Origin of the sequence: Micromonospora sp. A202 (assembly GCF_006715105.1) — a bacterium.
Classification (GTDB): Bacteria; Actinomycetota; Actinomycetes; order Mycobacteriales; family Micromonosporaceae; genus Micromonospora; species Micromonospora zamorensis.
Window position 1 is genome coordinate 1,667,721 of record NZ_VFMP01000001.1, and the last position, 26,168, is coordinate 1,693,888.

General features: G+C 70.2%; 28 protein-coding genes. 21 read left to right on the top strand and 7 right to left on the bottom strand.

Annotated features, from left to right (window positions below; translation table 11 throughout):
- The first annotated feature begins 159 nt into the window (after positions 1 to 159).
- Genes FBZ33_RS07755 through FBZ33_RS07815 form a run of 13 tightly spaced genes read left to right on the top strand, consistent with a single transcriptional unit; the run spans position 160 to position 12,330 of the window.
- Positions 160 to 834: an isochorismatase family protein gene (locus FBZ33_RS07755; RefSeq protein WP_141908513.1), complete on the top strand. Its 675-nt coding sequence runs from the start codon at positions 160 to 162 to the stop codon at positions 832 to 834.
- Positions 835 to 873: 39 nt separating this feature from the next.
- A complete protein-coding gene (locus tag FBZ33_RS07760) occupies positions 874 to 1,671 on the top strand; it encodes an SDR family oxidoreductase (protein WP_141908514.1) in 798 nt (265 codons plus the stop codon).
- Positions 1,672 to 1,716: 45 nt separating this feature from the next.
- A complete protein-coding gene (locus FBZ33_RS07765) occupies positions 1,717 to 3,258 on the top strand; it encodes a class I adenylate-forming enzyme family protein (RefSeq protein ID WP_255508754.1) in 1,542 nt (513 codons plus the stop codon).
- The gene (locus FBZ33_RS07770; protein ID WP_088947019.1) at positions 3,258 to 3,797 is read left to right on the top strand and encodes a MaoC family dehydratase; all 540 of its coding nucleotides are present in this window, start codon (positions 3,258 to 3,260) and stop codon (positions 3,795 to 3,797) included. Before FBZ33_RS07765 ends, FBZ33_RS07770 begins: the two co-directional genes overlap by 1 nt.
- Positions 3,794 to 4,828 carry an LLM class flavin-dependent oxidoreductase gene (locus FBZ33_RS07775; protein ID WP_141908515.1) on the top strand — a complete coding sequence of 345 codons (1,035 nt, stop codon included), beginning with the start codon at positions 3,794 to 3,796 and terminating at the stop codon, positions 4,826 to 4,828. The genes FBZ33_RS07770 and FBZ33_RS07775 overlap by 4 nt, the downstream gene beginning before the upstream one ends.
- Positions 4,825 to 6,084: a CaiB/BaiF CoA-transferase family protein gene (locus FBZ33_RS07780; protein WP_141908516.1), complete on the top strand. Its 1,260-nt coding sequence runs from the start codon at positions 4,825 to 4,827 to the stop codon at positions 6,082 to 6,084. Before FBZ33_RS07775 ends, FBZ33_RS07780 begins: the two co-directional genes overlap by 4 nt.
- Positions 6,081 to 7,475 carry an MmgE/PrpD family protein gene (locus FBZ33_RS07785; RefSeq protein ID WP_141908517.1) on the top strand — a complete coding sequence of 465 codons (1,395 nt, stop codon included), beginning with the start codon at positions 6,081 to 6,083 and terminating at the stop codon, positions 7,473 to 7,475. Before FBZ33_RS07780 ends, FBZ33_RS07785 begins: the two co-directional genes overlap by 4 nt.
- Complete coding sequence (locus FBZ33_RS07790; protein WP_141908518.1) at positions 7,472 to 8,707, top strand: RidA family protein; 1,236 nt, start codon at positions 7,472 to 7,474, stop codon at positions 8,705 to 8,707. The genes FBZ33_RS07785 and FBZ33_RS07790 overlap by 4 nt, the downstream gene beginning before the upstream one ends.
- A complete protein-coding gene (locus FBZ33_RS07795; RefSeq protein ID WP_088947024.1) occupies positions 8,704 to 9,204 on the top strand; it encodes a MaoC family dehydratase N-terminal domain-containing protein in 501 nt (166 codons plus the stop codon). The genes FBZ33_RS07790 and FBZ33_RS07795 overlap by 4 nt, the downstream gene beginning before the upstream one ends.
- Positions 9,201 to 9,644 (top strand): MaoC/PaaZ C-terminal domain-containing protein, encoded by a 444-nt coding sequence (locus FBZ33_RS07800; protein WP_141908519.1) that lies wholly within the window; start codon positions 9,201 to 9,203, stop codon positions 9,642 to 9,644. Before FBZ33_RS07795 ends, FBZ33_RS07800 begins: the two co-directional genes overlap by 4 nt.
- Positions 9,645 to 9,649: 5 nt before the next feature.
- Positions 9,650 to 10,783 carry an acetyl-CoA acetyltransferase gene (locus FBZ33_RS07805; RefSeq protein WP_255508755.1) on the top strand — a complete coding sequence of 378 codons (1,134 nt, stop codon included), beginning with the start codon at positions 9,650 to 9,652 and terminating at the stop codon, positions 10,781 to 10,783.
- Positions 10,783 to 11,160, top strand: a complete 378-nt coding sequence (locus tag FBZ33_RS07810) for a Zn-ribbon domain-containing OB-fold protein (protein WP_141908521.1) — start codon at positions 10,783 to 10,785, stop codon at positions 11,158 to 11,160. The genes FBZ33_RS07805 and FBZ33_RS07810 overlap by 1 nt, the downstream gene beginning before the upstream one ends.
- Before the next feature lie 12 nt (positions 11,161 to 11,172).
- Entirely contained in the window at positions 11,173 to 12,330 is a 1,158-nt protein-coding gene (locus FBZ33_RS07815) for an acyl-CoA dehydrogenase family protein (RefSeq protein ID WP_141908522.1), read from the top strand.
- 148 nt (positions 12,331 to 12,478) lie between these two features.
- Here FBZ33_RS07815 and FBZ33_RS07820 read toward each other — a convergent pair whose 3' ends face one another.
- Both FBZ33_RS07820 and FBZ33_RS33285 read right to left on the bottom strand, forming a co-directional pair.
- Entirely contained in the window at positions 12,479 to 13,126 is a 648-nt protein-coding gene (locus FBZ33_RS07820) for an alpha/beta fold hydrolase (protein ID WP_141912484.1), read from the bottom strand.
- On the bottom strand, positions 13,032 to 14,327 hold the full coding sequence (locus tag FBZ33_RS33285) for a YbfB/YjiJ family MFS transporter (protein WP_141908523.1): 1,296 nt from the start codon (positions 14,325 to 14,327) through the stop codon (positions 13,032 to 13,034). The genes FBZ33_RS07820 and FBZ33_RS33285 overlap by 95 nt, the downstream gene beginning before the upstream one ends.
- Positions 14,328 to 14,408: 81 nt before the next feature.
- On the opposite strand from FBZ33_RS33285, the gene FBZ33_RS07830 reads away from it, so the two are divergent.
- Positions 14,409 to 15,011 carry a TetR/AcrR family transcriptional regulator gene (locus tag FBZ33_RS07830; protein ID WP_141908524.1) on the top strand — a complete coding sequence of 201 codons (603 nt, stop codon included), beginning with the start codon at positions 14,409 to 14,411 and terminating at the stop codon, positions 15,009 to 15,011.
- Positions 15,012 to 15,379: 368 nt separating this feature from the next.
- Here FBZ33_RS07830 and FBZ33_RS07835 read toward each other — a convergent pair whose 3' ends face one another.
- Positions 15,380 to 15,730: a YrdB family protein gene (locus tag FBZ33_RS07835; RefSeq protein ID WP_141908525.1), complete on the bottom strand. Its 351-nt coding sequence runs from the start codon at positions 15,728 to 15,730 to the stop codon at positions 15,380 to 15,382.
- Between the two features lie 195 nt (positions 15,731 to 15,925).
- Complete coding sequence (locus FBZ33_RS07840) at positions 15,926 to 16,417, bottom strand: MarR family winged helix-turn-helix transcriptional regulator (protein WP_141908526.1); 492 nt, start codon at positions 16,415 to 16,417, stop codon at positions 15,926 to 15,928.
- 72 nt (positions 16,418 to 16,489) lie between these two features.
- Between FBZ33_RS07840 and FBZ33_RS07845 the strand changes: the two genes are divergently transcribed.
- The 3 genes from FBZ33_RS07845 to FBZ33_RS07855 are packed head-to-tail and all read left to right on the top strand — an operon-like array spanning position 16,490 to position 19,256.
- Positions 16,490 to 17,083, top strand: coding sequence for a DsbA family protein (locus FBZ33_RS07845; protein ID WP_141908527.1), 594 nt, complete (start codon positions 16,490 to 16,492; stop codon positions 17,081 to 17,083).
- A complete protein-coding gene (locus FBZ33_RS07850; RefSeq protein ID WP_141908528.1) occupies positions 17,064 to 18,314 on the top strand; it encodes an MFS transporter in 1,251 nt (416 codons plus the stop codon). Before FBZ33_RS07845 ends, FBZ33_RS07850 begins: the two co-directional genes overlap by 20 nt.
- 36 nt (positions 18,315 to 18,350) lie before the next feature.
- Positions 18,351 to 19,256, top strand: a complete 906-nt coding sequence (locus FBZ33_RS07855; protein ID WP_255508756.1) for a questin oxidase family protein — start codon at positions 18,351 to 18,353, stop codon at positions 19,254 to 19,256.
- Between the two features lie 52 nt (positions 19,257 to 19,308).
- Here FBZ33_RS07855 and FBZ33_RS07860 read toward each other — a convergent pair whose 3' ends face one another.
- Positions 19,309 to 19,758, bottom strand: coding sequence for a MarR family winged helix-turn-helix transcriptional regulator (locus tag FBZ33_RS07860; RefSeq protein ID WP_141908530.1), 450 nt, complete (start codon positions 19,756 to 19,758; stop codon positions 19,309 to 19,311).
- A 56-nt stretch (positions 19,759 to 19,814) separates the two neighbouring features.
- Between FBZ33_RS07860 and FBZ33_RS07865 the strand changes: the two genes are divergently transcribed.
- On the top strand, positions 19,815 to 20,909 hold the full coding sequence (locus tag FBZ33_RS07865) for a bifunctional NAD(P)H-dependent oxidoreductase/GNAT family N-acetyltransferase (protein ID WP_141908531.1): 1,095 nt from the start codon (positions 19,815 to 19,817) through the stop codon (positions 20,907 to 20,909).
- A gap of 16 nt (positions 20,910 to 20,925) precedes the next feature.
- Here the strand turns inward: FBZ33_RS07865 and FBZ33_RS07870 are convergent, their stop codons facing one another.
- Positions 20,926 to 21,261 carry a hypothetical protein gene (locus FBZ33_RS07870; protein WP_255508757.1) on the bottom strand — a complete coding sequence of 112 codons (336 nt, stop codon included), beginning with the start codon at positions 21,259 to 21,261 and terminating at the stop codon, positions 20,926 to 20,928.
- A 781-nt stretch (positions 21,262 to 22,042) separates the two neighbouring features.
- On the opposite strand from FBZ33_RS07870, the gene FBZ33_RS07875 reads away from it, so the two are divergent.
- Positions 22,043 to 23,278 carry a low temperature requirement protein A gene (locus FBZ33_RS07875; protein WP_141908533.1) on the top strand — a complete coding sequence of 412 codons (1,236 nt, stop codon included), beginning with the start codon at positions 22,043 to 22,045 and terminating at the stop codon, positions 23,276 to 23,278.
- Positions 23,279 to 23,308: 30 nt separating this feature from the next.
- On the opposite strand, the gene FBZ33_RS07880 is transcribed toward FBZ33_RS07875, so the two are convergent.
- Positions 23,309 to 23,917 (bottom strand): TetR/AcrR family transcriptional regulator, encoded by a 609-nt coding sequence (locus FBZ33_RS07880; protein ID WP_141908534.1) that lies wholly within the window; start codon positions 23,915 to 23,917, stop codon positions 23,309 to 23,311.
- Positions 23,918 to 24,039: 122 nt separating this feature from the next.
- On the opposite strand from FBZ33_RS07880, the gene FBZ33_RS07885 reads away from it, so the two are divergent.
- Positions 24,040 to 24,657, top strand: a complete 618-nt coding sequence (locus tag FBZ33_RS07885; RefSeq protein ID WP_255508758.1) for a hypothetical protein — start codon at positions 24,040 to 24,042, stop codon at positions 24,655 to 24,657.
- Between the two features lies 1 nt (position 24,658).
- Complete coding sequence (locus FBZ33_RS07890; protein ID WP_141908535.1) at positions 24,659 to 26,080, top strand: NAD(P)/FAD-dependent oxidoreductase; 1,422 nt, start codon at positions 24,659 to 24,661, stop codon at positions 26,078 to 26,080.
- The last annotated feature ends 88 nt before the right edge of the window (positions 26,081 to 26,168 follow it).

Sequence of the window (26,168 nt, forward strand, 5' to 3'; positions counted from 1 at the left end):
CCCAGCCGGAGGTGCAGGGCGTCAGGCAGCCGGCGATGGTGAGATCGGCGCCGTCCGGGACCAGCATGGCTGCAATGGAAACACTGTTTCCACGGGCACGGCAAGCCCTGCAATGTTCCCCCTAGCGAAACGGTGTATCCAGCGCATACGATGCGTCGAATGAATGGTGCCGAGCTGTCCGCCACCCCCGGCGGCACCGCGCGCGGCGGCAGGCTCGATGCCGACTACGCCGGTGCCGGGTTCGCCCGCCGGCTCGGCTGGGGCACCCGGCCCGCGCTCGTGCTGGTCGACCCCGTCGCCGCGTACGCCGTACCCTCGTCGCCGCTGTTCCTGGCCACCGCGGAGGCCGCGCTGGCCGCGATGGCCGCGCTGGTGGCGGCGGCCCGCGCGGCCCGGGTTCCGGTGGTTTTCACCGCGGTGCGGTACGCCGACGAGTCCTGCGCCGAGGCACCCCTGTTCGCCGCGAAGGTGCCGGCGCTGTCCGCGTTCGCCGCAGGCAACCCACTCGGCGACTTCCCGACCCAGGTCACGCCCGCCCCGGGCGATCACATCGTTTACAAGCACTACGCCAGCGCCTTCGCCGGAACCGCCCTGGCCGCCTGGCTCACCGCGGCCGGCGTCGACACGGTGGTGCTCGGCGGCTTCTCCACCAGCGGCTGCGTCCGGGCGTCGGCGGTGGACGCCCTGCAACACGGGTTTCGCCCGATGGTGGTGCGCGAGGCGTGCGCCGACCGCGATCCCGGCCCGCACGAGGCCAACCTCTTCGACCTCGACGCCAAGTATGCCGACGTGGTGCCGCTGGCCGACGCGGTCGCCCGGTTGGCCGGCCACTGACCGGACCCGTTCTCCCGACTTGAGTGGGCAGGAGCAGTCATGCGTAAGGCAGTCATCACCGGCAGCACCAGGGGGATCGGCTTCGCGCTCGCCCGCGAGCTGCTCTCGCGGGGCCACTCCGTCGTCGTCTCCGGGCGCTCGCGGACGGCCGTGGACGACGCCGTCGCACGGCTGCGCCCACAGGCCCTCACGGCAGCGACGGTCCACGGGTTCGCCGTGGACGTCACCGACGCCGAGCAGGTCGAGCGGATGTGGAGCGCCGCGGTCGACGCGATGGGCGGTGTCGACCTGTGGATCAACAACGCCGGCGTCGCCAACACCACCCGGCCGATCGTCGACACCGCGCCGGAGGACGTCCGGACGATGGTCACCACGAACATGCTCGGCACCGTGTACGGGTCGCAGGTCGCCGTCCGCGGCATGCTCACCGCCGGCGGCGGCCAGGTCTTCAACGTGCTCGGCGGGGGCAGCGACGGCCGGATCCGCCCCGGCATGGGGGTCTACGCGGCCACCAAGCGTGGTCTGGACTCGTTCACCCGGGCACTGGCCAAGGAGGTCACCGGCACCGGCGTGCGGATCGGCCAGATCCGCCCCGGCATCCTCATCACCGAGGGGTGGCTGCGCGAAGCCGCCGCCGCGCCGGAGCAGGTGGCGCGGCAGCGCAGGTGGCTGAACATCCTCTGCGACCACGTCGACGACGTCGCGCCGTACCTGGTCGAACGAATGCTGACCAGCACCAGGAACGGCGACGCGATCGCGTGGCTCACCACCGGCCGGATGACCCGCAAGGTCCTGATCCCCGGCAAGCGGGACGTCCTCGCCCGCTACGGACTCTGACCGGGCCGTCATGCACATCGATGACTCAGGGAAGGACGGCACCGGGTGAAGGGTGTGCAGCTCAACATGGCCGCCGGGATCCGCGAGTTCGGCCGGGCCACGCCGGGCCGGGTCGCGGTCGTGGACGGCGACCACGCCGTGACGTTCGGCGCGCTCGACGAGCGCTCCAACCGGCTCGCGTCCGCGACGCTCGCGCACGGCATCGCCCCCGGTGAGCGGATCGCGGTGCTGAGCAACAACCGCTACGAGTACTTCGAGATATCGGCGGCGATGGCCAAGGCCGGCATCCCGACCGTGCCGTTGAACACGAAGAACAACAGCTCGGACAACGCCTACATCCTCGCCCACTCCCGGGCGAGGGGGATCCTCCTGGCCGACGAGCTGGCCGGCAACGTCGACGGCCTGCTCGACGACCTGCCGCTCGTGCTCAGCTTCGCCGGCGAGGTCGGCCAGCGGTACGAGACGTTCCTGGGACAGGGCCGCGCGGTCGATCCGCAGATCCCCGTCGATGAACTCGACCCGTTCTGCATCACCTACACGTCCGGCACGACCGGGCGGCCCAAGGGCGTCCTGCTGACCCACCGCGGACGGGTCCTCACCGCGTTCGGAGTCGGGCTGGACTACGGGCTCGGCCCCAACCGCAGCACGATCGCCGTCGCACCGATGTACCACGGCGCGGGGTTCGCGTTCGCCTACACCGCCCCGATGCTCGGCGGCTCGTGCAGCGTGCTGCCGACCTGGGATCCGGAGCGGCTGTTGGACCTGATGGCCTCCAGTCGCGCCTCCACGGTGTTCCTGGTGCCCACGCACGCCCAGCACCTCCGCCGGTTCTGCGAGGAGCCGGCCGCCCGGTACGACCTGTCGGCGCTGCGGACGCTCTACTTCAACGCCGCCGCGTTGCCGGTCGCGCTGAAGGAGTGGGTGATCGCCGCGTTCCCCGGCGTCGACGTGCACGAGCTGTACGGCTCGACCGAGTGCTCCATCGTCACCAACCTGCGCCCCGAGTTCGCCCTGGAACGGGCCGGCAGCGTCGGGCATCCCTGGTTCTGGAACGAGATCCGGCTCAAGGACGACGACGGCAACGAGGTCGGGCCGGGTGAGCCCGGCGAGCTGTTCGCCCGCTCGCCGCTGCTGCTGGCCGGGTACCTCGACGACGAGGAGGCCACCCGGGCCGGATACGACGCCGACGGGTTCTTCTCCGTCGGCGACGTGGCCGTGCGCGACGAGGAGGGCTTCATCACCATCTTCGACCGGAAGAACGACATGATCATCGCGGGCGGGGTCAACATCTTCCCGCGCGAGATCGAGGAGGTCATCGCCCGCCACCAGCCGGTCGACGAGGTCGCCGTCATCGGCGTGCCCGACGAGGTGTACGGCGAGCGCATCGCCGCGTTCGTGGTGGGCCGCCCGGGGACGCGGATCGACGTCGGAGCCTTGGAGGGCCACGTCCGGCAGCACGTGGCGCGCTACAAGGTGCCCCGCGAGTGGCACGTCGTCGACGCGTTGCCGCGCAACCCGAGCGGCAAGATCCTCAAGCGGATGATCCGCGACGGGTACCTCGCGCGTTGTCAGAAGGAGAGTGACTGATGGGGCTCAAGCAAGGCTGGACCGGGCGGTTCTTCGAGGACTTCGAGATCGGAGACGTCTACCAGCATCCGCTGGGACGCACAGTCACGGAGACCGACAACACCTGGTTCACGCTGCTGACCATGAACACCAACGAGATGCACTTCAACGCCGAGTACGCCGCACGGTCGGAGTTCGGCAAGCCGCTCGTGGTGTCGACGCTCACGGTGGCCATCGCGGTCGGGCAGAGCGTCACCGACCTGACCCAGAACGCGTTCGCGAACCTCGGCTGGGACGAGATCCGGATGACCCACCCGGTGTTCGCCGGTGACACGCTCTACAGCGAGTCACTTGTGCTGGAGAAGCGCGAGTCCGCGTCCCGCCCGCATGCCGGCATCGTCACGGTGCGCACCCGCACGCTGAACCAGCATGGCGACGAGGTCTGCTCCTTCAAGCGCACGTTCTACGTGTACCGCCGGGGCGCCGAACAGCTGGAAAACCTCTTCCCGGTGGGGAAGTCCCCACTCTCCCTCGACGGCGACAGCAAGGAAACGGCATGAGGCTCACGTACCAGCCGTGGGGGGAGACGCTAGCGGAGCTGGCCGATGCCGGGCGCCGGGCGGAACGCGCGGGCGCCGAGGTGCTGTGGGCCTCGGAGCTGCACCGGAGCGCGACCGGCACCGCCGCGGCCCTGGCCGGGGCGACGTCGACCGCACGGATCGGCACCTCGATCGTTCTGGCGTTCACCCGCAGCCCGATGATCACCGCGCTGGAGGCGCTCGACCTGGACGAGCTGTCCGGTGGCCGGTTCGTGATCGGCCTCGGCTCCGGAGTGCGGCGGCTCAACGAGCAATGGCACAACGTGCCGTTCGGCAAGCCGGTCGGTCACCTGCGCGAGACGGTCTACAACATCCGGCTGTTCTGGGACGCCTGCACCACCGGCGCCGAGATCCGTGCCGACGGCGAGTTCGAGCCGATGCACATCCGCGGTTACGAGCGGCCGTACGCCGTTCCGGAGCGGCCGATCCCGGTGTACCTGGCCGCGATGGGCCCGCTGATGACCCGGCTGGCCGGCGAGATCGGCGACGGCTGGATCAGCCACGAGCTGTGCTCACCGGGATACCTGCGGGAGCACATCCTGCCCGACCTCACGCTCGGCATCGACCGCGCGGACGGCAAGACGCGCCACGACGTCGACGTCGTCGTCTCCGCGTGCTGCTCGGTGGCCGCCGACCCTGCGCTCGCGCGCCGCCGCGCCGCCGGTGTGGTCGGCTTCTACGCCACGGTCCGCACCTACGCCGACTTCTTCGCGTTCCACGGCCTCGCCGAGGACCAGCAGGTCGTCATCGACGCGTTCCGGGCCGGTGCCGGCGCGGACCACCTCGCGGGCAGCGTCAGCGACCGGATGGTCGACGCGCTCACCATGGCCGGCACCCGCGACGACGTCGCCGCCCGGATCGCGGCCTATGACGGCATCGCCGACACCGTGAAGCTGAGCCCGCCGACCCACGGGCTGCCGGCCGTCGAGATCCGCGCGGCCCAGGACGAGATCATCGCGCTGATCGGTGAGCTGACGGGAGCGACCACGTGAGACCGCTGGAGGACCTGCGCATCATCGCGGTCGAGCAGTACGGCGCCGGGCCGTTCGGCAGCGTGCACCTGGCCGACCTCGGCGCCCAGGTCATCAAGATCGAGGACCCGCGGGCCGGCGGCGACGTCGGCCGGTACGTGCCGCCGTACGCCGAGGACGAGGACTCGCTCTTCTTCGAGACGTTCAACCGCAACAAGCGCAGCGTCTCTCTCGATCTGGCTACCGCCGCCGGGCGCGGCGTCTTCGAACAACTCGTCGCGGTCTCCGACGTCGTCTACTCCAACCTGCGCGGGGACGTGCCGGAGAAGCTGCGCATCCGGTACGACGACCTCAAGCATCTCAACCCGCGCATCGTGTGCGTGTCGCTGACCGGGTTCGGGATGACCGGGCCGCGCAAGCAGGAACCCGGCTACGACTACGTGTTGCAGGGTCTCGCCGGCTGGATGGAGCTGACCGGTGAGCCGGACGGACCGCCCACCAAGTCCGGACTGTCACTGGTGGACTACTCGGGCGGCTTCGTGGCCGCGATCTCGCTGCTGGCCGGGGTGCACGCCGCCCGCCGCGACGGCGTCGGGATGGACTGCGACGTCAGCCTCTACGACACCGCGGTGTCGATGCTGACCTATCCCGCGACGTGGCACCTGAACGCCGGGTTCCAGCCGGTCCGCACACACCACTCGGCCCACCCGTCGCTCGTGCCGTTCCAGGCGTTCGAGGCCAAGGACGGCTGGATGGTCGTCGGCTGCGCGAAGGAGAAGTTCTGGGCCCGGCTGTGCCAGATCGTCGGCCACCCGGAGTGGGCCGAGGCCGGCTCGCCGTACGCGACCTTCGCCAGCCGGCGGGAGCAGAGCGCCGACCTGGTGCCCCGGTTGGAGGCGATCTTCCGGCAGAAGACCGTCGACGACTGGCTCACGCAGCTCTACGCCGGGTCGATTCCGTGCGGCCCGATCAACGACGTCGGCGCGGCCCTGGCGGACGAGCACACCGCCGCCCGGAACCTCGTGGTCACCACCGACCACCCCCGCTACGGCGAAGTACGGCAGCTCGCGTCCCCGGTGCGGGTCGGCGACGAGACGCCCACCTACCGCCGGGCACCGCAGCGCAACGAGGACCTCGCACTCGTCACCGAGGAGATCCTGGGCCTGGACGCGCAGCAGGTGGTGGCGCTGCGGGCGGCCGGCGCGTTCGGCGATGCCGAGCCGGCACACGGCGCGAACACCCCCGACAGCCTCGACACCACAGCCACGTCACGATGATCGCCGAGGAGCTTGCCGAGTGGGGCACGGGCCACGTCGAAGTGCCGGCCGCGGTCCGGGCCGCAGCGCTGCGGCACCTGCTCGACGGGGTCGGAACGGCGCTGGGTGGGCTGCGCGCCAGCCCGATGACGGGCGAGCCCGGTGGGCGGTCGTCGATACCGGCCGTCGTCGTCGCCCGGGGACTCGGCGGGCCGCCGGAGGCGACGATCATCGGGTCGCGGGGCCGGGTCGGTGCGCCGGCCGCCGCGCTCGCCAACGGCACCCTCGTGCACGCACTGGACTTCGACGACACCCACGCCGGCGGCCTCGTGCACGCCACAGCCGTGGTGCTGCCGGCCGCGTTCGCCGTCGGCGAGCAGGTCGGCGCGCCCGGCCGGGCCGTGCTCGAGGCCGCCGTCGTCGGCTACGAAACCGTGTGCCGGGTCGCCGCCGCCGCGTCGCACGGCTTCCACGCCCGCGGGCTGCACGCCACGATGGTGGCCGGTGTGTTCTCCTCGGCGATCGTCGCGTCCCGGCTGCTCGGCCTCGACGCCGCGCGGACGACCGACGCGCTCGGCATCGCCGGGAGCCAGGCCGGCGGGCTCCTGGCGTTCCTGCACAGTGGAGCCTCGACGAAGCAGCTGCACCCGGGATTCGCCGGGCACGCCGGCATCCTCGCCGCCCGGCTGGCCGCGGCCGGGGCCGGCGGCCCCGCGAACGTCCTCGACGGCCCGCACGGTGTCTACGACGCACTGGCCGCCGGCGCGGTCGACCTCGCGTCCATCACCGCCGGCCTCGGCACACGCTGGGAGACCACCCGGATCGGCATCAAGCCGTACCCGGCGTGCCAACTCTCCCACGCCGCGATCGACGCGGTCCGCGACGCGGTGCGCCGCGGCGGTGTCCGTTCCGGCGACGTCGCCGCGATCGACGTCGACGTGCACCCCGACTCGGTGCCCACGGTCTGCGACACACGGCGGGACCTGGCGCGACCGGCGTCGCCGTACGCGGCGAAGTTCTCGTTGCCGTGGAGCATCGCCGCCGCCGTCGTCGACGGTGACCTGACCACCGCAACGTACGAGCCGGACTCGCTCGGCCGACCCGAGGTGGAACGCGTTGCCCGGCTGGTGCGTTGGCACGTTGCCCCCACCGGCGGCCCCGCAGCCGACGCGCCCGGCACCGCCCGCATCACGCTCGTCGACGGCTCGGCCGTTCCCGGCAGCGTGCCACGCAGCGCGGGCGGCCCGGACAACCCGCTGACCGACGAGCAGCTCGTCGCGAAGTTCCACGGCAACGCCGGTGGCGACACCACAGACGTCGTCGACCTGCTGTCCCGTCTCGACGAGCTGGACGCCATCGAACCGCTCATGGCGGCGCTGGCCGCCGCCGGTACAGGCAGGGACCGCCCGTGACACCACACGCCATCAAACCGCCCTCCTTCCGCTGGTTCCCGTACGACGGCTTCACGTTCTGCCTCGGCCTCGCCGAGGGCGACGCGGCCTGGACCTCCGGCCACACCTCCGCCGCGTTCGACGAGGCCGTCGGCAGGATGACGGTCACCGGGGACATGGCGGCGCAGGCGCGCACCGCGTACGAGAAGGTGCTGACGATCCTGGCGGCCGCCGGGTTCGGGCCGCAGGACGTCACCCGGGTCACCGAGAACGTGACGGTCGCCGGGCTCGCCGAGTACCAGGCGGCCGCGGCGGTCCGGCGGGAGGTCTTCGGCGACCACGAGCCCGTGCTGCGGACGGTCGTCGTCGAGCGGCTCGTGCGGCGTACCGCGCTGCTGGAGGTCGAGCTGCACGCGGTCCGCGGCGGCGGCGAGGTGCTGGCCGCCAGCGAGCCCCGGCCAGCCGGCACCTGGCAGGCCTCCACCGTGCGGGCCGGCCACGACGGCGCGGTGTACCTACCGACGATGGTCCCGGTCGACGCCACCGGCGCCGTGGTCCACCCGGGGGACTTCGCCGCGCAGTACGCCTACTGCCTCGACCGGGCGGGCGACCTGCTCACGGCGGTCGGGCTGTCCCTCGACGCGGTCGTCACGACCTACGACTACTCGACGCCGGAGACCCGCGACGTGTACCGCCGGACGCACCGCGTGCGGCGGGAACGCCTCGGCGGCGCCGGCGTCTACCCGGGCGCGGGCGGCATCCTGATGAGCCGGCTGCACCACCCGGACGCGCTCGTCGCGATCGACGTGACCGCCTCCCGGCACCCCCTGGAACTGGTCAACCCCGGCTGGTCCCGCTACGACACGCTCACCTACGCCCCTGGGGTCAGGGCCGGCCGGACCCTGTACATGTCCGGGTTCGCGGCGCTGGACATGCAGACGCAGCAGGCCCTGCACCCCGACGACATCGTGGCGCAGGCCGAGGCGACGTACGGCGCGATCCTGCACCTGCTGCGCCACGCCGGCCTCGGACCGGAGCACCTGCTGGAGACGACCGAATACTGCGTCGAGTCCGCGCTGTCGGCGTACCGGGGCGTGGCCGGCGTGCGGGAACGGCTGCTCAGCCCGCCCTGGCCGGCGTCGACCGGAGCGATCTGCAAGGCCCTGCTGCGTCCCGAGTTCCTGCTCGAGGTGTTCCCGACGGCGCTGTACCCGGTATCAGCGCCGCGCGGCGTGGCGGAGGAGAGGGCATGAGCCTGCTGACCGACGACCTGCGTGCACTGCTGGGCACGAGGAAGGTCTACACCGCGCCGGAACCGCTCGGCGCCGCGGCCGGCCGGTACTTCGGTATGGCCGTCGGCGACGACAACCCGCTCTACTCCGACCCCGAGTTCGCCCGCGCGCAGGGCCTGCCGGGCGTGACCGCCCCACCGACGCTCATCTGCGAGACCAACCAGTACGCGAACCTCCCGATGGACAGCGACGGCTATGCCGGGCACTCCTGGCACCTCGACCTCCCCGGTACCCGCCAGGTCCGCGGCGGCAACAGCTACACGTTCCACCGCCGGGTACGCCCCGACGACGTCATCACCGCGAGCTGGGAGATCCACGACCTGACCGAGAAGCGGACCCGCACCGGCGCGGACATGCTCGTGGTCTCCTCGCGCGCGACGTACACCAACCAGGACGGCGAACTGCTCGCCGTCAACGAGGAGACGATCATCCTGGTCGGCCTGGACGGTGCCGCATGACACCTCCGGTGCCACCGAACGTCGGGGCTGCGCTGCCCACGCTGGAGCGCACCATCACGCTCACCGACATGGTCGCCTACGCCGGCGCCACCTGGGACTGGTACCGCCTGCACTTCGACAGCGAGTTCGTGGCCGCCGCGCGGGTCCCGGGCCCGGTCGTGGACGGGCAGGTGTTCGGGGCGCTCTTCGTCGAGCTGCTGCAGGACGCGCTCGGTCCGCGCTGCTTCGTGCACGAGCTGTCGTTCACGTTCCGGAACCTGATGTTCGCCGGTGAGACCGTGCGGTGCGAGGCGACAGTGGTCGAGGTCGGCGCCGACCGCGTCCGGGTCGAACTCTCCGCCACGATCCTGGCCAGCGAGTACGGCCCGCAACGGCCCGCCGCCCGCCCTGCCCACGCGACGGTCCTGCTGGGCACGGCCGACGGGCCGGGCGCGCAGTGACCGGCGTGGCGATCGTGGGCGCGGCCGAGTGCGACCTCGGCAGCACCGGGAAGTCCACGCTCACGCTTCAGACCCAGGCCGTCACCCGGGCGCTCGCCGACGCTGGGCTGACCCTCGCCGACGTCGACGGACTGGCCACCACCGGAGTGTCCCGTTTCTCCACCACACAGCTCGCCGAGTATCTCGGGCAGCAGCCCCGCTGGGTCGACTCGACGTTCGTCGGCGGGTCGGCCGCCGAGATGATGGTCGCCCGCGCCACCCAGGCCATCGAAGCCGGCCAGTCGTCCACAGTGGTCATCAGCTTCGCGTCGAACCAGCGCTCCGCGCGCTCGCGCAGTCTCGGCGGGGTCGTCGAGGAGCACATCCCGGAGGCCCAGTTCGAGGCGCCGTACGGCCCGTTGTACCCGCTGTCGTACTACGCGATGGCGGCGCAGCAGTACTTTCACCGGTACGGCGGCACGCGGGAGAAGCTGGCCGAGATCGCGGTCGCCGCCAGGGAGTGGGCGCTGCTCAACCCGGCCGCGTTCCGCTACGGCGCCGGGCCGCTGACCGTCGACGACGTGCTCGCCGCGCCGATGGTCTCCAGCCCGCTGACCGTCGCCGACTGCTGCCTGGTGACCGACGGCGGCGGGGCGGTCGTGCTCACCACGCTCGACCGGGCCCGCGACCTGCGGCACCCGCCGGTACGGGTCCTCGGGTACGGCGAACGGTCGACGAACACGTCGATGACCGCTGTCGAGGACCTGACGGTCACCGGCGCGCGCGAGTCCGGCCGCGAGGCGTTCGCCCGGGCTGGCATCACACCGGCTGACGTGGACGTGCTGGAGGTGTACGACTCGTTCACCATCACGGCCGCGCTCAGCATCGAGGCACTGGGCTTCTGCGGACCGGGGGAGGTGCTCGACTTCATCCAGGGCGGCCGGATCCGTCCCGGCGGTGAGTTGGCGCTGGACACCTCCGGCGGTGGCCTGTCGTACTGCCATCCCGGTCAGTACGGGGTGCTGCTGCTGGTGGAGGCGGTCCGCCAACTGCGCGGCGAGGCGGGAGCCCGGCAGGTGCCCGACGCCAGGGTGGCCGTGGCGCACGGCACCGGCGGGATCCTGTCCACGCACGCGACGGTCGTGCTGGGGGTGCGGTGATGCACGTGCCGCCACCCGACGACGTGACGGCCGGCTGGTGGGACGCCACCCGGGAGCACCGCTACACGCTGCAGACCTGCGGGTCCTGCGGGCACGTCCAGCATCCGCCGCGTGCGCTGTGCACCGCCTGCTCGTCGATGGTGGGTCTCGGGTTCGTCGAGGCGTCCGGCCACGGCGTCGTGGACACGTTCACGGTGGTGCACCGGGCACCCGTGCCGGGGGCTGCCGTGCCGTACACGATCGCCCGGGTCCGGCTCACCGAGGGACCACTCGTGCTGTCCACCCTCGAAGGGCAGGACTGGCGGATCGGTGACCCGGTCCGTGTCGGTTGGCTCGACCTCGACGACGGCCGGGCGCTGCCGGTCTTCCACCGCTGACGGAGGCTACCCATGGACTTCACGCTCACCGAGGAGCAGCAGGACTTCCGCGCCCTGCTCCGCACGTTCGTCGACCGGGAGATCATCCCGGTCGCGCGGGAGTGGGAGCAGACCGGGCGGTACCCGACGGAGATCGTGCGGGGGATGGCCGAGATGGGGCTGTTCGGCATCACCGTGCCGGAACAGTACGGCGGCCTCGACCTCGACCCGGTCTCGTTCGCGCTGGTGTTCGAGGAACTCGCCCGCGGCTGGATGGGCATCGCCGGCATCCTCGGCAGCCACTCCCTGGCCTGCCGGATGATCGCCATACACGGCACCGAGGAGCAGAAGCAGGCCTACCTGCCCGGCCTCGCCACCGGCGCCCGGCGGAGCGGCATCGGCCTCACCGAGCCGGACGCCGGCACCGACCTGCAGGGCATCCGCACCACCGCCCGTCTCGACGGCGACCACTACGTCGTCAACGGCACCAAAATGTGGATCACCAACGCGCGGTACGCTGACCCGCTGCCGGTGCTGGTCAAGACCGACCCGCACGCCACGCCCGCGCACACCGGCATGAGCGTGCTGCTCGTCGACGCGACGCTGGACGGCTTCCAGGTCCTGCGGGACATCCCGAAGCTCGGCTACAAGGGCACCGAGTCCTGCGAGATCCTCCTCGACAACGTGCGGGTACCGAAGGACCGGTTGCTCGGTGGCGTCGAGGGCGTCGGCCTCAAGCAGGCGTTGTCCGCCCTGGAGTGGGGCCGGGTCAACATCGCCGCGCGGTCGGTCGGCATCGCGCAGCGCGCCCACGACGAGGCGCTGGCGTACGCCCAGCAGCGCAAGGCGTTCGGCAAGCACATCGCCGAGTTCCAGGCGATCCAGCTCAAGCTCGCCACCATCGCGATCCAGCTCCAGGCCGCCCGCCTGATGGCGTACTGGGCGGCCGACGCGGTCCGGCGCGGTCGCGCCGACGGCCAGACCGGGATGGCCAAGGTGTTCTGCTCGGAGGTGGCCCTCGAGGCCGCGATCGACGCGATGAAGGTGCACGGCGGCTACGGCTACTCCACCGAGTTCGAGGTCGAGCGCCTCTACCGGGACTCGATCCTGATGAGCATCGGCGAGGGCACGAACGACATCCTGCGGACCGTCGTCGCGAAGGCGCTCGTACGCGGCGACCTGACGGTCTGACACTCCCACCAGGGCGGGTTCGTCGTGCCCGGCCGACGACCGCCGAGGCGCGGAGCGGCGGTATGGGGGCCGTGGCAGGTGGGCCCGGTGGCCCACTCCGGGCGGGAGGATCGGTGACGGACCTTCCGCAGTGGGCCACCGGGCGTGCTCAGCGGGACGCGGCAACGTCGACCAAGATCGTCGTCAGCTCCTCCGGGGTGTCACGCATGAGATTGTGTCCACCGGCGAGAGCATGGGTGGTCCAGCCTGGCTCCGCGCGGAGCTTCTCGTAGGTCGTGGTGAACGGGGACTGGTCGGCCCACCCGGCGGCGTAGACGTAGTCCCGGCGGCGGATTTGTCCCGGGTCGCCGGTGAGTCGGAGTGGCTGGAGCACCGAGGCGATCGGGTGCGGCGTCGCCCGGACGTCGAAGAACGGCAGTGCTCGGGATGCGCAGCCGGTCTCGTCCACCTCCAGATACCACCTCCGCTCCTGGTCGGACACCAGTGACCAGCAAGAGTCGCCGTCGGCGGGTACCACGGCGTCCAGGTAAACCAGCGAGTCGATCCGGTCCGGTGCCCGGTCGGCGGCGCCGGTGATGACCATCCCGCCGTAGCTGTGCCCGACCAGCACCGTGTCGTGTAGGTTCTCGCCTTCGAGAAGGGCGACGACGTCCTGGATGTGCGTGTCGAGGTTGACCGTGCCGTGCAGCAGGTGGCTGCGTTCACTCACGCCGGTCAACGTCAGCGGGTGGACGGTGTGTCCCAGGTCGCGCAGCCGCCGGGTGACGTGCTCGAAGCACCAGCCTCCGTGGCACATCCCTGGGACGAGTAGGAAGTTTGACATCGGGCTTGCTCCTTCGGTTGGTTCTCAGGATTGTGTCCACTGTGGTGAGTTGTCCGAGGAGGGCGCTCAACGCTGCGGCGGCGCACAGGACAGCGGTCCACCCGAGTGTGGCGGCGGTGGAGGTGTGGTCGGCGACCAGACCGGCGAGCCACGGACCAGCGGTCTGACCGGCGGCGAACACGGCGGTGAAGACGGCGAGCGTGGCGGTCCAGTCAGCGGTCGGAGTGTGAGCCCTGATGAGGGCGGTGACCGCGGCCGGCACGCCCATGAAGGTCCCCCCATAAATGAGCGCGGAGACCAGGACGACCGGTGTCGCGGATGACGTCAGCGCCAGTGCCGCTCCGCCGCTCAGGACGGTCAGCAGGATGGCCAGGGCGCGGGTGCCGGGCCACCTGGCGATCGGGCGAGTCCAGACGGCGGGCGCCACCGCCACTGCCGTTCCGAGCACCGACCAGGTGAGCATCACCTGCAACACGGAGCTGTGCCGTTCGACCAGATAGGCGGAGAGAAAGGTGATGTAGGTGATGTAGCCGGCGGCGAACAGCAGGTAAGCCAGGGCTGCGGGCAGGAGTGGCCGAAGCCGGGCGCGGCCGACCTCAAGCCGCCGGGCACCGTCGCAACTGACCACGGTCCAGCTCACCCCGGTCGCTACGGCGGCGGCAGCACCCAGAGCCACCCAGGCGAGCCGCCAGTGCGCGCCGAGCAGGGGTATGGCCAAGCCACTGACCACGATGCCCAGCCCAGCGCCGGCGAAGTAGACGGTGAGGGGAGTAGCCGAGGCGGCGTCTGCGGCGAGGCGGGACGCGATCACACTGCCTGCGACGAACACCACCGCTCCGGCCGCGCCGGACAGCGTTCGGAGAGCCAGCAGCACAAGGTAGTCGCCGCTGACCGCGGTCGCCACCAGCGACGCGGCGGTCAGCGCCATGCCAGCGCGGAACGCGATGGCGGCACCGACTCGGCGTACCAGCCCGTTCGTCAGCAGCGCGCCCAGCAGATAGCCGAGCCCGTTCGCTGTCCCCATTCCGCCGGCAGCGGCCAGCGTCCAGTTCAGGTCGTCGCGCATGGCCGGCAGCAGCATCCCGTAGGCGAAGCGTGCCAAGCCGAGCGCGGCGGCGGTGCCCAGGGCCAGCCGTGCGGCGCGCCACACACTCGCGGGCGCTGTCGACGTCATGAGCCCTCCACGTCATCGAACCGATCGGTACGAACCCGGCGATGGTAGCAGTAGAAGGAACCGGTCGGTACCATCTCTGTTATGCCAGTTCCCAAAGGTTCGACGATCGACCCGGAGCGCACCCGCGCCGGCATCATCGAGGCCGCCGCCCCACTGCTGTACGAGCGGGGCCTCGACGGCATCGGCGTCGCCGAACTGTGCGCCAGGATCGGCGTGTCGAAGGAAACCGTCTACCGATACTTCGGCACCAAGGACGGTCTCATCCAGGCGGTGCTGGAGGCCCGCAGCGAGCGGGTGACGGCCTGGATCGCCGGGGCCGCAGCCGCAGCCGGGGACGATCCCCGCGAGCAGCTCGCCGCCGTCTTCGACGAACTTCAACGGTGGTACGAGGAACCGACCTTCCGTGGCTGCGCGATGCAGAACGCCGCCGCTCAACACCAGGTCGAGGCGGTACAGACGGTCACCGCCCGCCATCTGGAGCGCCGCCTCGGCCTGCTGGCCGCGATCGCTGAGCGCGCTGGCGCAGCCGACCCCGACGCGCTCGGGCGACAATTGCTCCTGTTGGTCGAGGGCGCAACCCTGATCGCCGCCCACCACGACCGGACCGGTGCTGGCCACCACGCCAAGCAGGCCGCCCTCGCACTGCTGCCCGCCAACCGGCCGAGCCGGGCCGCCCGTCGCTGACGTTGTGCCTCACTCTGGTCAGAGGCAACCTCCCGGCCAGTCGCGCCTCGTCGTGACAACCCGACCACGCCCACGTCAAACACGGAGAAGCTACGCAGTCCCGTGGCAGCTCCAGCCGTCCACGCCCGACAGCAGCCCTTCCACGAGCTGCCCGGCAGAACGACGGGCTCCGCCCGCAGGAACCGGTCAGCGGAACGCGTCACCGCCCCGTCTGGGACGAGACGCCACCCGGCGGGGTTTGTGCTGTGGCACACGGCCACCGCACGATCTTCGGTTGTCCTCACAAACCATCGATGATCACGCGGTGGCCGTCTTCATGCCCGCGCCACGCCCAACGCAAAGCCAAAGGACGTTGCAGTATCAGCGACTTACCTGTCGCCGACCGACTTGACAGTCAGTGCAATGGCAATGTTGATTACGACAATTACTGCGAACGAAGTAGCGAGCGCGCGATTTCCGAGCGCATGCAGCGCCAGCGCGGCCGAACCGAACACGAGCGCTTTTACCACGAGCACGCCAATGAGTGGCAATGCAATTGTCGCCTTGGGTGATGCAAACAGCCCCCATGTGATCGCCGCCAACAGGGGCGCTCCGACGGCGAGCGCGACCTTGACCGGGACGGCCGAGTCAGTCTTGAGGCCCCAGTAGCCGAGAACGGCCAGTGCTGCAAGTTCAAGAAGAAAGGCCAGCAGGTCGTTGACATGTCGCAGGAAGTTCATCCCAATTCCTCGTTCAAAGTCGATTGTCGCAGGCTTCAGGAGCCAAGAACGGGTGACCTGGTGCGCCTTTCTTGTCTCCGATGTCCGCCCGGCCACACAGGGCAACACAAGCTATCCAACACCTGAGGGGAGACCGGCCGCGTCGCATCGAGGGTGGGACTTCTTGGTCCGGCCAGCGGGCGGCGTGTCGAAAACTCAGGAACCAACGATCCGGGTCAACGTCGCCAGCAGGCGCTCGAGCTCCCTGCGGTCGGCGTCGGGCAGCTCGCGGAGAATGGCCGCCTCGTTGGCCAGGTGCTGCTCGATGAGGCGGTCGGTCAACGCCGCGCCGGCCGGGGTCAGTCCCACCACTCGGCCTCGAGCGTCGCTGTCGGAGACCGAACGCGACACGAGGCCCCGGGCGATGAGCCGGTCGACTCGCTTGGTCACCGCCCCGGTGGTGACGAGCATCCGTTGGCTCAACTGCCCGGCCGTGAGCGTGTACGGCGGGCCTTCCCGGCGCAGTGCCGCCAGCACGTCGAACTCGCCGTTTCCCAGATCCGCCTCGGCGAACGGCGGCCGTAGGGCCGCGTCGAGCACCTCGGCCAGCCACTGGATCCGCCCGATGATCAGCAATGGGTCGGGGTCGAGCTCGGGACGTTCACGACGCCACTGGTCGACGATGCTGCCGACGCGGTCCTCATTCATGCTTGCATCTTACCTTCCACGGAAGGTAAATTTCCTTCCGTGGAAGATAAATCTGATCGTACGTCGGTCCCGATGGTCACGGCCTACGTGGACCCGTCCTGCCCGTTCGCCTGGATCACCTCCCGATGGCTCATGGAAGTGGGGAGGCTGCGTCCGATCGACCTGCGGTTCGAGGTGATGAGCCTTTCGGTCCTCAACGAAGACCGCGAGCTGGAGCCCTGGTACCGCGCCTTCAACGACCGCGCGTGGGGGCCGGCGCGGGTATGCGTGGCAGCGGCGGTGCACCACAGCCCGGCGGCCCTCGCCCGCCTCTACCCGGCGCTCGGCCGCCGCATCCACGACGAGGGCGACAAGGACTTCGCCACCGTCGTCCCGGCGGCCCTGGCCGAGGCAGGCCTGCCCGCCGACCTCGCCGACGCAGCCCACCGCAGCAACCTCGACCCGCAGATGCGCGCCAGCACCGCCAAGGCCCGGCAACTCGTCGGCGAAGACCTCGGTACCCCGACCGTCGTGATCGACGGCGTCGCCTTCTTCGGCCCCGTGCTGACCTCCATCCCCCGCGGCGAGGAGGCCCTGCGGGTCTTCGACGGCGCCCGCCTGCTCACCGGCTGCCGGGCCTTCTCCGAACTCAAGCGGGCCCGCTCCGATGGCCTCAGCTTCGCCTAGCCCGGCCGCGCTCACCGCGGTCCCTCACCGGCGGCCAACCACCACCCTCATCCGGGCACAGCTCGTCACCGCCGTGGGCGACGGCTGCTTCTACGTGATGTTCGTCGTCTACCTGGTGCAGGTCGGCCACCTGAGACCGGCGCAGGTCGGCGGCCTGCTGACCGTCGCGTGGGGGGCCGGCTTCCTCCTCACCCATCCCCTCGGAGCATTGGGCGACCGGATCGGACTGCGGCGGGTGACCATCCTGCTGTCCGCGGCCACCGCGGCCGCCCTGCTGACCTTGGCGTCGGCACCGACACCCTGGTTGGCCTCGTCCGCCTGCGTCGCGTACGCGATCGCCCAGAGCGGGGCCGGCGCGACCCGGCAGGCCCTGCTGGTCTCCCTGGTGCCGTCCACCGAACTGGTCGCGGTGCGAGCAGGTATCCAGACCGCCGTCAACGCCGGCATCGGGTTCGGCGCCGCTGCCGGAGGGCTGGCGCTCTTCGCCGGTACCCCCACCGTCTACCGCGCCGCCCTGGTCGGTGACGCGGCGCTCTTTGTCGTGAGCGCGATCATGCTCACCCGGCTGCCGCCCGCCGCACGGGCCCCCGTACGGACGGGCCACGGATGGGACGCCCCGCGGGACACCCGCTATGTCGTGGTAGCAGCGCTCAACGCGGTGCTGTACCTGTACATGCCGATGCTCAGCGTGTTGCTGCCCCTCTACCTGACCAGCCGCACGGCGGCGCCGTCCTGGATCGTGGCGGCGGTCTTCGTCGTCAACACCCTCGGCGTCCTCGGCTGGCAGCGCCGGACGGCCCGACGGGTGACCACCCTGGCCGAGGCGACCCGGGCGATCCGCCTCGCCGGCCTCGCGCTCTGCGTAGCCTGCGTGCTCTTCTGGACGGCGACCGCCACCACCGACCCTGCCGTCACCACGGGTCTCCTCCTCGCCGCCGTGGCTGTGCAGGTGGCTGGCGAGCTGCGACTGGCCGCCGGTTCGTGGTGCGTCGGATTCGCGTTGGCCGATCCAACCCGCCCCGGGCAGTGGCAGGGCGTGTATTCCAGCGGCGTCCCGCTGGCCCGTGCCGTCGGGCCGGCCGCCCTGACCACCCTGGTTATGGTCTGGTCCGGTCCGGGGTGGCTCGTTCTCGGGCTCGTCTTCCTGGCCACCGGGCTCACCACGACTCTCGCCGTCACCTGGGCCGCGCACCGCCGGCCCTTCCAGACACTCGACCCGGGAGCCACCTGACCACTTGCCCTGGCCTACCGCGGCCACGAGCAGGCAGTGCACCGATGGATTGATGGTTACGCGGACAGGCTGGAAGAGCGGCCACGGGGTATTCGGCCCATCCCAGGTGACGAGTGGCGCGACCCGCTCGGCGACCCGGTTCGTACCGGAGACTGGCTGAACTATTTCGACCGCGAGTTGGCCGGCGAACCTTGGCGGGAGGTGTTGGTCCGGTGGTGGCCGCGCCTGCTACCTGGCATAGCCGCCGGCGCGACCCACGGCGTCATCCGGGTCGGCCACGCCGTACGCGCGTTGCTTGACGAGGAGACCAAGCCGCGCGTCGCCGAGCTCGGTCAGGGGCTGGCCTACTGGGCCGCCCGGTGGCAGCCCCTCGCGCCACCTGGCGCCGGGCCGTACCCGACAACCGACGCCCGGTCCGCGCTCGACGCGGTACCCCGCGTACCCGACCAGCGGTCCGGCATTCGAGCCCGCCTCGCCCAACTGGCCGACCTGAGCCGGTGGCCTTCCGCAGCCGGCGCGGTGCCCGGAAACAACACGGACGACGTGCCGACACGGCTCGCGGGGATCGTCGACGCCGCGGTGGTCCGGCACGGCACCCACGGGTACGCGAGCCGTGTCATGCTCGTCCACGCCGCGACCGCGCCGAACGCGGTCCTGCGTGCGTTGCCGGCTCTGCCGCAGGCGCTCTGGGTGCCGAGCCTCGCCGCCGCCTGGGCGGCAACAGCTGCCGTTACTGCCGCTTACGCCCCGGCCGAGGCGCGGCCCGCCCCGTCCGCCGGCACCAACCTGAGCCTCGATGAGGTCATGCGCCGCGCAACAGACAGCGGAGACGCGCACGCGATCAAGTTCATTGATGCCTTGAGCGACACGTACACCCGATCCGGAGATTCCGCGCTGCTCGCCATCGCCGCGCAATCCGTCGAGCAGATCGCCGCCGACTGACGAGTCCGCGCGGCCGCTGGCGGTGTCGTCGTTCGTCCGATCTCTCGTGCCGTCAGTCAGGCAGGTCGGAGATCCGGGTAGAGAGTTTGCGCAGCACCTCGAGCTCGTCGGGACTTAGATGATTGAGGAAGCGCGCGCGTACGGAAACGACATGGTGTGGGGCAGCTTCATCCAGCACCCTGAAGCCGTCGTCGGTCAGGTGCAGGATGCAGCCCCGCGCGTCCTGTAGGTCGGGCTCCTTGTCGATGAGTCCGCGCGCCTCCATTCGGGTCGCGTGGTGGGACAGTCGGCTACGCGACCACTCCATCTTGTGGGCGAGGTCCTTGAGCGCCCACCGGCGGTTCGGCTTCTCCGACAGCGTGCTCAGCACCTCGTAGTCGGCCGGCGACAGCCCTGAGTCGCGGGCCAGGTCCCGGTTGAGCCGCGCCGGCAGCGTCGTCAGCAGGCGCCGGAAAGCGCGCCAGGCGTGTTCCTCGTCCTCGCTCAACCAGGCAGTGTCCACGCGGTCACCCTACATCTCGTTGACACGTCATCGAAAGCTCGGTTATGTTCGTTGACATGTCATTGAAAGCGCAGACTGCCCAACTGAACGTCCTGGTCATCGTCGCGAGCACCCGCCCCGGACGGCTGGGACCAGCAATCGCCGACTGGTTCGTCCAGGCGGCCCTCCCGACAGCCGCGGCGGCCCGGATCACTCTCGACGTCGCGGACCTGGCCGACATCGAGCTGCCGCTCCTCGACGAGCCCGAGCATCCCTCCAGCGGCATCTACGTCCACGAGCACACTCGCGCATGGAGCCAGCGGGTTGCCGCAGCTGACGCATTCGTGGTGGTGACACCCGAGTACAACTACGGCATGCCAGCGGTGTTGAAGAACGCTCTGGACTTCCTCTACCACGAGTGGGCGTGGAAGCCGGTGGGATTCGTCAGCTACGGCAACACCTCGGCCGGCACCCGGTCGGTGCAGATGACGAAGCAGGTCGTCACCACCTTGAAGATGATGCCCATCGGCGCCACCGTCGCCCTCCGCATCGCCGACAACACCCAGGACGGGCAGGTTCTCCGTTCCGCGGGACTCGACGACACGGCTCGCAGGGTGCTGCTTGAGTTGACCCGGGTGGCCTCGGCGATGCGGCCCCTGCGCACCGAACCGGACAGTGACGTCACCAGCGTGCCCGGGCCGGTCGAAGGACTACGGCTGACCATCGCCCAGCCGGACGACCTCGCCGAGCTGCTCGTCCTCCAGCGGTGCTGCTGGGTGCAGGAGGCCCTCGCGAACGACACGCTCGACCTGTCGCCGCTCCGGGAAACCCTCGACGAACTGCGCGAATCGACGTCGACATGGCAGCTGTGGTGCGTACGTCGACACGGACGCCTCGTCGCAGCGGTCCGAGCCCAGGCACGCGGCCGTGGGTGGTTGGTCGGTCGCCTCATGGTGGCTCCCGACCAGGCCGGAAACGGCATCGGCTCCTGGCTTCTCTCATACGCCGAACAGCAGGCCCCCGAGGAAACCACGCACTACGAGCTGTTCACCGGCCACCGCAGCACGAGCAACATCAAGATGTACGAACGCGCCGGCTACGCCCTCACCTACGCTGACGACACCCCGGATGGCAGCGTCCACCTCATCAAACAGAGGCAACCGACCGCCTGACCCTAATCGCCGGTTGTCAGCGGTTACCTCGGCGCGCAGGGCCGCCATACAGGTGGACGCGGCTGTCGACATCGAGGTCCGGTTCGCCGTGCAGGAAGCGGTCGTGTGCGACACGGCCGTTGCTGACATGAACCACCCAGTCCTCGTAGTACCAGCTGGGGTCGCACGCGCACTGGGTGAACCGGAACCGGAAATTGGCTCGATACCGGCCGACCTGTCCGTGGGCGAGGGTGAACAGGCGGGCCGACACTCCCGGTGGGGGGAACGCCGCCGCGCCGGGCAGGCGCTCGACGGTCACCGCCGGGCCGTCTTCGGAGGTGAGCCACAGATTGAGGTTGCGGGCGATGCTCACGTCACCGGTCAGTACGTCGCTACGACGTACGTAGCCGCCGGCCTCATCGGCCAGGACGTCGTGGACTACGACGTGGCCTTCTGAGAGTGGCGCCGGGAGTGCCACTGGGCGGTTGAGCCCTCGACGGGCGTTGGCCTGTGGAGCGCCGCGCCCAGCCGCGCTCCATCGCACGCGTACCCGCTGAATGACGATCACGCCCAAACCATGGCCCACTGAACACACGTCTCGCCAGCCGGTATCCGCTCATGCCGCTGCGCTGCGGCACTCGGCGAGCAGACGAGGGGTGATGTCCCACTGTGCTGTTACCTTGCCGGCAGTGAATTAGGGCGGAACGGTTGTGTCGTACCTCCGGTGTTCCTCCTCACCTGATCGATCGAGGCGACCGGACCGCAGATGTGCTTCGGTGTGCTCGTGACTCGCACAAGGCTGGTTAGGTGGGTGACCCCCGAAAGGGCGGAGTCGGTTCTGCTCATGGTCGCCGGGCTCGCTGGCTGGCTCGTGTGGAAAGCCGGTGCACCCAAGTGGGCGGGCCTGGTCCTGTCACTCGGCGTCGCCCTGTTGGTCCGATGGATGCGGCAACGAGGACACATCGAACGCGCTCTCGTCCGATGGCTCCACCGTAACGAGGAGCCATCCGGGGTATAGATCAACACGGTGCCCGACCTGACAGCTCAGCTGGATCAGGAGGGGCTCGCCCGCTCTATCTGGTGCGGGCGGACCCGGACGCAACTCTTCTGTCGGCCGGATCGTTGGTGCGACAAGGGGAGGACGGGGGCGGACGATGGCGGCGGAACGCGGCGCCGCACTGCTGCGCCCTCCGACGAGTTCGGGCCGCGCGACCTTCCTCGAACTCTTCTTCGATCTGGCCTTCGTAGTGGCCCTCACCCGGGTCTCGCAACGATTCGCCGGCCTGAGCGATGACACCGGTTGGGCCCTCGTCGAGGGGTTCGGTCGTACGCTGCTGCTCTTCTTGGCCCTCTGGCTGATCTGGTCGCACACAGCCTGGATCACCAGTCGCTACGAGCCAGAGCGACCGATCATCCAGGCCGTCGTGGTCGGCACCATGTTCGCCGGCCTGGTCATGGCGGTGGCGTTGCCCCGGGCCATGGAGGAACGGGCGCTGCCGTTCGCGGTCGCGTACCTGATGGTGATGGTGGTGCGGCCGCTGGTGATCGCGGCCGCGCTGCGTGGCCATCCGCGACGACTGGTGCCGTTTCGGCTTGCCGTGTGGGCTTCGGCGAGTGCGCCACTGTGGCTGGCCGGCGCATTGGGGCCGGATCGACTTCGCCTGCCGCTGTGGGCTGCCGCCCTTACTGTCGACTACGTCGCCTGGGCCCTGGGTTGGCCGTTGCCGTGGCTCGGGGCCTCAGAGGTGGGCCGCTGGCGGATCGCCGGCACGCATCTCGCCGACCGTTACCAGCAGATGTTTCTCATCGCACTCGGTGAGTCGATTCTGGTCATCGGCGTGGTCTTCAGCGGGACGGACTACTCCGCGGTGCGGGCGGCCGCCTTCGCGGTCGCGTTCGCCATCAGCGCGCTGATCTGGCGGATCTACTTCCACCGCGCCGGCTTGCTGTTGGCCGAGGCGTTGGAACGGTCGGCCATGCCCGGCCGGCTGGGCGCGTCGTCGGAACGGACGCATCTGCTGATCGTGTTCAGCGTGCTCGTCACCTCGGTCGGCTACGAGCTGGTGATCCACAATCCGTTCGGGTCGCCGCGGCCCGGTTGGCTTCTGTTCGTGGTGGGCGGTCCGATGCTCTTCCTTGTCGCCCGTATGCGGCTGGAGTACGAGATCTTTGGCCGGGTTTCGCCTTCCCGGGTGGCCGGAGTGCTGGCCCTGCTGCTGTTCACGCCGGCATTGGCCCGCTGGGCACCGATGGTCGGGTTGAGCGTGGTGGCCGCAGTGCTGGTCCTGGTCGCGCTACTCGACAGCCTGCGGAGCCGGGGACGACCACTGGAGGGTTCCGCTTCGCCGATCGGGCGAGAGGCATCTAGCGAGCGTGACTCCGAGGCGTGACCGCGCGACTCTTTGCACCAACCAGGCGTACTAAGGCGCGGACTCGGCCGACTGGCGCTCGGTATTGATCCGGAGCAGTCCTTCGACCCCGCTGAGGAAGGTCTCGGACACCAATGCGGGGTCGAAAAGGCACCCGGCCGCCATGGCGCCGTCGCGGAGCATGACGAAGTGGCGTGCGGCGGCATCCGCCGTTTCCTCGTGGACCTGCGCCATCTGCGTGGTGAGCGTGTCCAGGAACCATTGCCGGTGGGCGATGATCTCCTGGTGTACGGGATGGTCGGTGTCGGGATACTCGGCCGCTGCGTTCAGGAAGGCGCATCCGCGGAACCCGGGGGACTGGAGGTTTCCAGCGATGGAGCCAGCAACGGCCAGGAGGCGGTCGACCGGCGCGGAGTCGGCGGCGATGGCCGCCTCGACCGTGCCGCGCTCCATGCGGTGGATCTCCCGCAGGTACGCCAGAATGAGGTCGTCCTTGCTGGGGAAGTGCCGGTAGAAGGTGGCCCGGGTCACTTTCGCCTCAGCAATGATCCGGTCAACGCCCACGGCGTGGATGCCCTCGGCGTAGAAGATCCTGGTGGCCGTGGTGAGGAGCCGGAGCCGCGCCTCAGAAGGCCGCGTGCCGGGTTCGGTGCGGAGCATCCCACCATCTTAGCGATAGAACGTTCGGTCTAACACGTCGCGCAGCCGAAGGTTTGTGGTGGCGACCCCCGGCGGATTAGTGGGTAGAACGGTCTGTCTTGACAGGCGGGCGGGGGCTCGTCATGCTTGAGACGCGACAGAACGTTCGTTCTCGTCGAGCCTTCGCCGAAAGGGTCACCGTGACCACCATTGCCGCTTCCCCCGGGATCTTCCAGCCCGCCTCCGCCTTGCGGCGGCTGTACTTCACCCGCTTCGCGTTCGCCATCGCGTGGGCACTCGTGACTATCGCCACCGCCAGGGAGATCGGCCCGCTCACGGTGGCACTCTTCGTGCTCTACCCGCTGTTCGATGTGGGCGCCGCCATCTACGACCTTCGTTCGACGCGGCTCGCCGGCTCGCCGGCCCTGCTGTACGTGAACATCGCGGTCAGCCTGATAACCGCCGTCGGCGTGGGCGTCGCCAGCGCGTCCGGCATCCCCGCCGTTCTGCGGGTGTGGGGCGCCTGGGCGATCGTGGCCGGACTGGTCCAGTTGATTGTGGGTGTCACTCGTCGAAAGATGGGTGGCCAGTGGCCGATGATCATCAGTGGCGGTATCTCGGTTCTGGCTGGTGGGTCCTTCATCGCCGGTGCGTCCGCGGCTGACCCGTCGCTGACCAACGCGGCTGGCTACGCCATCCCCGGTGCCATCTTCTTCCTCATCGCGGCCGTCCGTCTCGGCCGTGCCGCGAAGGGCAACTGACATGACCGCCTTCGAGTACGACGTCGTCGTGATCGGTGCCGGTCCGGTTGGGGAGAACGTCGCTGACCGGGTCGTGCAGGGCGGCCTGACCGCCGCCATCGTCGAGCGGGAGTTGGTCGGCGGGGAGTGCTCGTACTGGGCCTGCATGCCGACCAAGGCGTTGCTGCGTAGCGCGTCCGCGTTGCGGGCGGCTCGCCAACTGCCGGGTGCGCGGGAAGCGGTGACGGGACGCCTGGACGCCGCAGCGGTGCTCGGACGCCGGGACTCCTTCGCGTCGCAGTGGAAGGACGACGGGCAGGTGTCCTGGCTTGAGTCGGCGGGGATCGCGCTGCACCGCGGGCAGGGGCGAATCCGTTCGACTCGGGTCGTCCAGGTGACGGGGGTCGACGGCGTGACGGTCACGCTGACCGCGCGGCACGCGGTGGTCGTCGCGACCGGGAGTAGCGCTCTGCTGCCGGATATTCCAGGCCTGCGGGAGGCGGCGCCGTGGTCCAGTCGCGAGGCCGCCTCGGCCGCCTCGGTGCCCCGCCGGCTCGCGATCATCGGTGGTGGTGTGGTGGCGGCTGAGATGGCGACCGCGTTCGGCGCCCTGGGATCTTCGGTGACGGTGCTGGCCCGTGACGGTGTGCTGCCGTCGGCAGAGCCGTTCGCGGGGGAGTTGGTCACGGAGTCGTTGCGCGAGGCCGGTGTGTCGGTACGCCTCGGCGCGAATGCCGTCTCCGTCAGCCGCGACGACAGCGGAACCGTCCACGTCGATACGGCCGACGGTGAGCAGGTTGAAGCCGACGAGGTGCTGGTGGCAGTCGGTCGTATCCCGAACACCCAGGACATCGGACTGGAGAACGTTGGGCGGGCGCCGGGTGTCTGGCTGGCGGTCGACGACACGCTGCGCGTCGTCGGCGGCGGGGGATGGTTGTACGCCGCCGGTGATGTGAACCGGCGAATGCTGCTGACCCATCAGGGCAAGTATCAGGCGCGCGCGGCGGGCGACGTGATCGTGGCCCGGGCGAGGGGTGAGAAGGTCGAGGACGGTCAGTGGGGCCGTCATGCGGTGACGGCTGATGAGCGTGCGGTGCCGCAGGTGATCTTCACCGATCCGGAGGTCGCGTCGGTCGGGCTGACCGCAGCTGCGGCTGCGGCGGCCGGACTGCGGATCCGGGTCGTGGATTACGACCTGGGCTCTGTCGCCGGATCGTCCCTGCACGCCGATGGCTACAAGGGGCACGCCCGAATGGTCGTCGACGAGGATCGAAAGGTGATCATCGGCTTCACCCTCGCCGGCCCGGACGTCGCGGAACTGATCCATGCCGCGACCATCGCCGTCGTCGGCGAGGTTCCGCTGGACCGGCTGTGGCACGCGGTTCCGGCATACCCGACCGTCAGCGAGGTCTGGCTACGGCTGCTGGAGACATACGGCCGGTGACGGTGCAACCAAGCGCTCGCCCCGCGTCGTCGAGTTGTACAGCTGGCATTCCAGATCTCGCTGACAGAGGTCTGAGCCGCCTTGAATA